Genomic DNA, 6,642 nt, shown 5'->3' on the forward strand with positions numbered 1-6,642 from the left:
GCCTCAGGATCCGGTCGCGGTCGCGTCGTCGACCCGGTACGAATGGGTGCTCGCCGACTTCGCGGTGATGTGCGCCGGTGCCGCGACCACCACGATCTACCCCACGACCAACGCCCCCGACGTCGCCTTCATCGTCGCCAATTCGGGCAGCGGCGTCGTGATCGCGGAGGACCGGACCCAGGTCGACAAGCTCGTCGCCCACCGCGCCGACCTGCCGAAGGTGCGGACCGTGGTGGTCATCGACGGCGAGGGCGACGGGGACTGGGTCATCAGCCTCGCCGACCTGGAGGACAGGGGCCGGAAACTGCTCGCCGAGTCGCCCCGTGTCGTCGCCGACCGGGTCGACGCGATCCGGCCCGAACAGTTGGCCAGCATCATGTACACCTCCGGCACCACCGGGAAGCCGAAGGGCGTGCTGCTGCCGCACTCGGGGTGGACGTACACGGCTGCGGCCGTCGACGCGGTGAACATCCTCGGACCCGACGATCTGAACTTCCTCTGGCTGCCGCTGTCGCACGCCTTCGGCAAGGTCATGCTGGCGCTGCCCCTGCAGATCGGTTTCACCACCGTGATCGACGGCCGCGTCGAGAAGATCGTCGAGAACCTCGCCGTCGTGCATCCCACCTTCATGGGCGCGGCGCCGCGCATCTTCGAGAAGGCACACGCCCGCATCGAGGCGATGATCGCCGAGGAGGGCGGGGCGAAGAAGAAGATCTTCGACTGGGCCCTCGGTGTCGGACTGCGTGTCTCGCAGGCCCGGCAGGAGGACCGCGCACCGTCTCGCCTCGACCGGCTCCGGTATCGGCTCGCCGACCGTCTCGTGTTCTCCACCATCAAGGAGCGTTTCGGCGGTCGCCTGCGGTTCTTCGTCTCGGCGGCGGCCCCGCTCGACCGTGCCGTGGCGCAGTGGTTCGACGCGGCCGGCATCATCATCCTCGAGGGGTACGGCCTGACCGAGACGTCCGCCGCGTCGTTCATCAACCGCCCGTACGCGTACCGGCTCGGCACCGTCGGCTGGCCCTTCCCGGGCACGGAGGTGCGGATCGCCGGCGACGGGGAGGTACTGCTGCGCGGGCCGGGCGTCATGGACGGCTATCACGAGCGGCCCGATGCCACCGCAGAGGCCCTCGAACCTGACGGCTGGTTCCACACCGGCGACATCGGGGAACTCGACGCCGACGGGTTCCTGCGGATCACGGACCGCAAGAAGGATCTGTTCAAGACCAGCCAGGGCAAGTACGTCGCGCCGTCCGCGATCTCCGCCACCTTCAAGGGCATCTGCCCCTATGCCAGCGAGATCGTCGTGTACGGCGAGAGCCGGCCGTACTGCGTCGCCCTCGTCGGTCTCGATGCCGAGGCGATCACGGAGTGGGCGGACAAGAACGGCATGGCCGGCAGGGAGTTCGGTGAGATCGCCCGGGACGAGCGGACCCGCGAGCTGATCGCCGGCTGCATCGACCGGCTCAACGACCGGCTCAACCGCTGGGAGCAGATCAAGAAGTTCACGGTCCTCGACCGGGAGCTGTCCATCGAGGCGGGGGATCTGACGCCCAGCATGAAGCTGCGCCGCAAGCTGGTGGTCGACAATTTCGCCGACCGGATCGAGCAGCTCTACGTCTGACGCCCGTCGCGGCTCACCGCCCTGCGGAACCTGCTATCGGGTGCTTGCGCCGACCGTGGCGTACGCCTCCGCCAGCAACGCGACGACGCCGTCGTCGAGCTGATCCGGGGTGGCGATGCTCAACCGGTGGGTCGTCACCTTTCCGGTGGTCGGGAAGGCCTCCCGCAGCTGCGGGTGATGGACCCGCCGCGGCAGGTCGATCGCGATCTCGAGCCGCGACGAATAGACGAATGCCGCCGCGAACACGCGACCGCGCCCCCACCGCACCTCGGCGGTGCGGACCTGCTCCTCGACGTCGTCGCCGAGGCCCAGCACGAGCGTGCGGAGCCGGCAGAACATGTCGACGGCGGCGGCATCCTTGTCGGCCAGGTAGTCGTCGATCGTCGCGTGCATCGCGGGCTCCTCGCCTGGGTGGCTCAACGGGACCGGCCGTAACGGTCGGCGAGCTTGTCTTCGGTGCTGCGCTCCACCGGAGCGGGCACCGGTTCGGCCTCGGGGGCGGCGGCCGGCGCCGGGTCCTTCCGCTTGCGGCGCTCGCGCAGCTCCGCCCATACGAAGTACCCCAGGCCCAGCGGCGCCATGATCCCGAACGCCACCCACTGCAGCCCGTACGACAGGTAGGGGCCGGCGTCGAGCTGCGGCAACGGGATCGTGCCCAGCCCCCCGGCCTGGTTCTCGGACAGCTGCAGGTATCCGCCCGTCAGCTCCAGGCCGGTGAACGCCGCGATCTGCGCAGGGTCGATCGAGTAGACCTGGGTGTGGCCGGCGTCGCGGAACGGGGTCTTGCCCTCGGCGGTCCCCTCGGACATCCGCAGGCGGGCGTCGACGGTCACCGGACCGGCCGGTGCCGGGGCGAACCCGGGGATCTCGGTGCCCCGCTCCGGGCGCACGTATCCACGGTTCACCAGGACGGTGCGGCCGTCGGCGAGCCGGAACGGCGTGAGCACCTCGTAGGCGGGGGAGGACTCGACGCTGCGCAACCGCACCAGCAGGTCCGAATCCGGGAGGTAGGACCCGGTCGCGACGACGCGCCGCCACTCGTCCTCCGGTGCCGGCGCGGCACCGGTCAGCAGCTCCTCCACCGGCACGGGGTCCGTGGCCAGCGAGGCGGTGATCCGGTCGTTGCGCTCCTCGGTGGTGGTGTTCTTGCCGAGCTGCCACGGCGCGAGCACGGTGAAGCACGCGTAGGCGAAGCCGCCCACCACCAGGGCCAGCACCAGCCAGCTCGGGCGGAGCAGGAACGTCAGTCGTCGCACGTAACCACGGTAACCGGTGACGCGGGCCTCATTGCCGTCGCACCCAGTCGAGCAGGCCCGGGATCGCCGCCTCGATCTGCCGCCGGACCAGTTCGAACTCGTGCCGGTCGCCGTAGTACGGATCCGGTACCGACTCGCCCTCGGCGTCCGGGTCGAAGCTGCGCAGCAGCACCCGGCGCTCGGCGGGCACCCCGAGCTGCGCGAGCACCCGGTCGTGGCCGGCGTCCAGTGCGACCACCAGATCGGCGGCGAGCTGCTCGTCGGTCACGCGCCGGGCGCAGTGCCCGGTCGGGTAGCCGTGCCGCCGCAACAGGTCCGTGGTGCGTGGATCCGCGTCCTCGCCGGCGTGCCAGTCGCCGGTGCCGGCGCTGGTGACCCGCACGCGCTCGGCGAGACCGGCCCGGCGGAGGTGCTCGGCGAAGATCTTCTCGGCCATCGGCGACCGGCAGATGTTGCCGGTGCACACGAACGTCACGTGCAGGCGCTCAGCGGTCACCGGTCAGCACCCTCGTCAGTTCGTCGACGCTCGCCGTGGACCGGTGGGCGACGGCCGCCTCGTCGTCGGCGCCGTACCCCCACTCGACGAACACCGTCGGAATACCCCACCGCGCCGCGCCCGTCACGTCGTGCTCGCGGTCGCCGACCATGACCACGCCCGCGGTGCCGCCGTCCTCCGCGGCGACCGGGTCCACCCCGAGCGAGGCCAGACTGTGCGCGATCACGTCCGACTTCGCCCGCCGGCTCCCGTCGTCGCTCGCGCCGCCGATGAACTCGAAGTGGGCGGCCAGCCCGAAGTGCTCGAGGATGCGGACGGCGAAGCCCTGGTTCTTCGACGTCGCGACGGCGAGCCGGCTCCCGGCGTCGCGCACCCGCTCGAGCATCGCCGCCACCCCGTCGAACACGGAGTTCTCCGCCCAGCCGCGCGCGTCGTAGCGCTCGACGTACGCGGTCAGCGCCCGATCCACCTGCTGTTCGTCGAGACCGAGCCCGCGCAGTGTGTCGATCATCGGCGGACCGAGGACCCGCTGTGGCTCGTCGTGCGCCGGTTCCGGAACGCCCACCGTGGCGAGCGCATGCCGGAACCCGTCGAGCACGCCCGCCGCCGAGTCCGTGAGGGTGCCGTCGAGGTCGAACAGCACGACGGGCGCGGGCAGCAGCAGTGGATGCAGGTCGGCGAGAGTCGTCACGTCCCCATTGTCCCGGCTCCCGGCGAAGCCCGCCGCGTAGGGTCTCGGGCAGCACCCGGGAGACGACGAAGGAGGAGCGGTGACGGCGGTGACGCTGCGCGAGGTGATCGACGTGCTCGAGACGGCCTATCCGCCGTCGCTGGCCGAGTCGTGGGACTCCGTCGGGCTGGTCGCCGGTGATCCCTCCGAGCCCGTGAGCAGGGTCCTGCTCGCGGTCGACGCGACCGCCGCCGTCGTCGACGAAGCCCTGGCCTGGGGTGCGCAGTTGCTCCTCGTGCACCACCCGCTGCTGCTGCGCGGCGTCGACACCGTCGGCGCGCACACCCCGAAGGGCGCCCTGATCCACCGGCTCATCCGAGGCGGCTGCGCGCTGTTCACCGCCCACACCAACGCCGACCGTGCCGACCCGGGCGTGTCCGATGCGCTGGCACAGGCGCTCGGCCTGACCGGCCTGCGGCCGATCGAACCCAAGCCCGAACCGGCGGTCGACAAGTGGGTGGTCCTCGTGCCCGCCGACTCGGCCGAGACGCTGCGCGCCGCCCTGTTCGACGCCGGTGCGGGCCGGCTCGGGAACTACCGCGAGTGCTCCTGGACCACCTCCGGGACCGGACAGTTCCGTCCCGAGGCCGGGGCGGATCCGGCGGTCGGCACCGTCGGCGAACTCGAACGCCTGGCCGAGGACCGCATCGAGGTCGTGGCCCCGCGATCGGTGCGCGGCCGGGTGCTTGCTGCCCTGCGCGCGGCGCACCCGTACGAGGAACCCGCGTTCGACGTGCTCGAACTCGCCGCTCTGCCCGGCTCCCGAGGTCTCGGCCGGGTCGGAGAACTCCCGGCGCCGCAGACGCTGCGCGAATTCACCGAGCGGGTCGCGGCCGCACTGCCGGCCACCGAGTGGGGGGTGCGCGGTGCCGGCGACCCCGACCGGATGATCCGCACCGTTGCGGTGTGCGGCGGCTCCGGCGACTCCTTCCTCGGCACCGTCGGCCGGCTCGGCGTCGATGCCTACGTCACCGCGGACCTGCGGCACCATCCCGCCGACGAGCACCTGCGCGCCGGCGGCCCCGCGCTTGTCGACGTCGCGCACTGGGCCAGCGAGTACCCGTGGTGCGCCCAGGCGAAGGGTGTGCTCGACGACGTGTTCGCCGACCGCGACGGCTGGTCGACCCGCGTCAGCGCGCTGCGCACCGATCCCTGGACCACCGCAGCCCGGTAGGTCCGGGTTCCCCGTGACCGGCCGCGCGGTACGGTAGGCAGCTACCACCCCCCTTGATCTCGTCGCCGAAAGCAGGAACCCGCCGAGTGAACGTCGAACCCGCCGTGCAGTCCAAGCTCCTGGCCCTCGCCGCTGTGGACACCGAGGTGACCCGCCTGGCGCACCGGCGCCGCACCCTGCCCGAACAGCAGGAGGTCGAGCGGCTCGAGGCGGAACGCACCGCGCGCCGGGACGCCGCCGTCGCTGTCGAGATCATCCTCGACGACCTCGACCGCGACATTCGCAAGCTCGAGGGGGAGGTCGAGGCGGTCCGCCAGCGGGAGGATCGCGACCGCAAGCTCCTCGCCGCCGGCGGAGTGGGCGCCAAGCAGCTGTCCGAACTCCAGCACGAGCTGACCAGCCTCGAACGCCGGCAGGCCCTGCTCGAGGACGAGCTGCTCGAGGTCATGGAACGCCGGGAGGCATCCAAGGCCGATCACGACCACGCCGGCGCGCGGTTGTCGAGCGTCGACGAGGAACTCGCCGACGCGGTCCGCCTGCGCGACGAGGCGCTCGCCGACATCGAGGTCGCCGAGCAGCGGTGCCTGAGCGACCGCGCGGCACTCGTGGAGGCCTTCCCGGCCGAGCTGGTCGACCAGTACGAGGCGCAGCGGACGAAGACGGGCATCGGCGCGGCCCTGCTGCAGGCGCGCCGGTGCGGCGCATGCCGCCTCGAGCTCGACCGCGGCGAGATCGCTCGCATCGCCGCCGCCGCCCCCGAGACCCTCGTACGTTGCCCCGAGTGCAACGCGATCCTGGTGCGTACCAAGGAATCCGGGATTTGAGCCGGGTAGTTGTCGAGGCCGACGGCGGCTCGCGCGGCAACCCGGGCCCCGCCGGCTACGGTGCGGTGGTCTTCGGCGCCGACCATGAGGCGGTGCTGGCCGAGCGCAGCGCGAGCATCGGCCGCGCCACCAACAACGTGGCCGAATACCAGGGGCTGATCGCCGGATTGACCGCCGCCGCCGAACTCGGGGCCGACGAGGTCGACGTCCGGATGGATTCCAAGCTCGTCGTCGAGCAGATGTCGGGCCGATGGAAGATCAAGCACCCGGACATGATTCCGCTCGCCGCCCGCGCCCGCGAGCTGGCCCGGGGATTCTCGCGGGTCGAGTTCACCTGGGTGCCACGCGCGGAGAACGCCTACGCCGACCGGCTCGCCAACGAGGCGATGGACGCCGCCGCGTCGGTTGCTTCGGGTTCCGAATCCGCTTCTCCCACACCGGAATCGGCGGCCCCACCGGTGAAATCGCCCGGCTGGACCGGCGCTGTCGGCACGCCCACCCGGATGCTGCTGCTGCGGCACGGGCAGACCCCGCTGTCGGT

General features: G+C 71.8%; 8 protein-coding genes. 4 read left to right on the forward strand and 4 right to left on the reverse strand.

Annotated features, from left to right (window positions below):
- Window positions 1–1,621, forward strand: a 1,621-nt coding sequence (locus tag CQZ88_RS11295; protein WP_258008554.1) for a long-chain fatty acid--CoA ligase, incomplete at its 5' end; no start/stop codon positions are given.
- A gap of 33 nt (window positions 1,622–1,654) precedes the next feature.
- Here CQZ88_RS11295 and CQZ88_RS11300 read toward each other — a convergent pair.
- Genes CQZ88_RS11300 through CQZ88_RS11315 form a run of 4 tightly spaced genes read right to left on the reverse strand, consistent with a single transcriptional unit; the run spans window position 1,655 to window position 4,064 of the window.
- Complete coding sequence (locus tag CQZ88_RS11300) at window positions 1,655–2,014, reverse strand: DUF5655 domain-containing protein (protein ID WP_006947692.1); 360 nt, start codon at window positions 2,012–2,014, stop codon at window positions 1,655–1,657.
- A 23-nt stretch (window positions 2,015–2,037) separates the two neighbouring features.
- Window positions 2,038–2,877, reverse strand: a complete 840-nt coding sequence (locus tag CQZ88_RS11305) for an SURF1 family protein (protein WP_006947694.1) — start codon at window positions 2,875–2,877, stop codon at window positions 2,038–2,040.
- Between the two features lie 28 nt (window positions 2,878–2,905).
- On the reverse strand, window positions 2,906–3,373 hold the full coding sequence (locus CQZ88_RS11310; RefSeq protein WP_029544276.1) for a low molecular weight protein-tyrosine-phosphatase: 468 nt from the start codon (window positions 3,371–3,373) through the stop codon (window positions 2,906–2,908).
- The gene (locus tag CQZ88_RS11315; RefSeq protein ID WP_006947703.1) at window positions 3,363–4,064 is read right to left on the reverse strand and encodes an HAD hydrolase-like protein; all 702 of its coding nucleotides are present in this window, start codon (window positions 4,062–4,064) and stop codon (window positions 3,363–3,365) included. Before CQZ88_RS11315 ends, CQZ88_RS11310 begins: the two co-directional genes overlap by 11 nt.
- A 79-nt stretch (window positions 4,065–4,143) precedes the next feature.
- Between CQZ88_RS11315 and CQZ88_RS11320 the strand changes: the two genes are divergently transcribed.
- The 3 genes from CQZ88_RS11320 to CQZ88_RS30870 form a co-directional block, all read left to right on the forward strand.
- Window positions 4,144–5,277, forward strand: a complete 1,134-nt coding sequence (locus CQZ88_RS11320; protein WP_006947706.1) for a Nif3-like dinuclear metal center hexameric protein — start codon at window positions 4,144–4,146, stop codon at window positions 5,275–5,277.
- A gap of 86 nt (window positions 5,278–5,363) precedes the next feature.
- Window positions 5,364–6,101 carry a zinc ribbon domain-containing protein gene (locus tag CQZ88_RS11325; RefSeq protein ID WP_006947708.1) on the forward strand — a complete coding sequence of 246 codons (738 nt, stop codon included), beginning with the start codon at window positions 5,364–5,366 and terminating at the stop codon, window positions 6,099–6,101.
- The coding region (locus tag CQZ88_RS30870) for a reverse transcriptase-like protein (RefSeq protein ID WP_258008559.1) at window positions 6,098–6,642 on the forward strand (545 nt) is incomplete at its 3' end. The genes CQZ88_RS11325 and CQZ88_RS30870, both read left to right, overlap by 4 nt.

Source organism: Rhodococcus sp. ENV425 (assembly GCF_002887785.1).
GTDB classification, from domain to species: Bacteria; Actinomycetota; Actinomycetes; order Mycobacteriales; family Mycobacteriaceae; genus Rhodococcus; species Rhodococcus aetherivorans.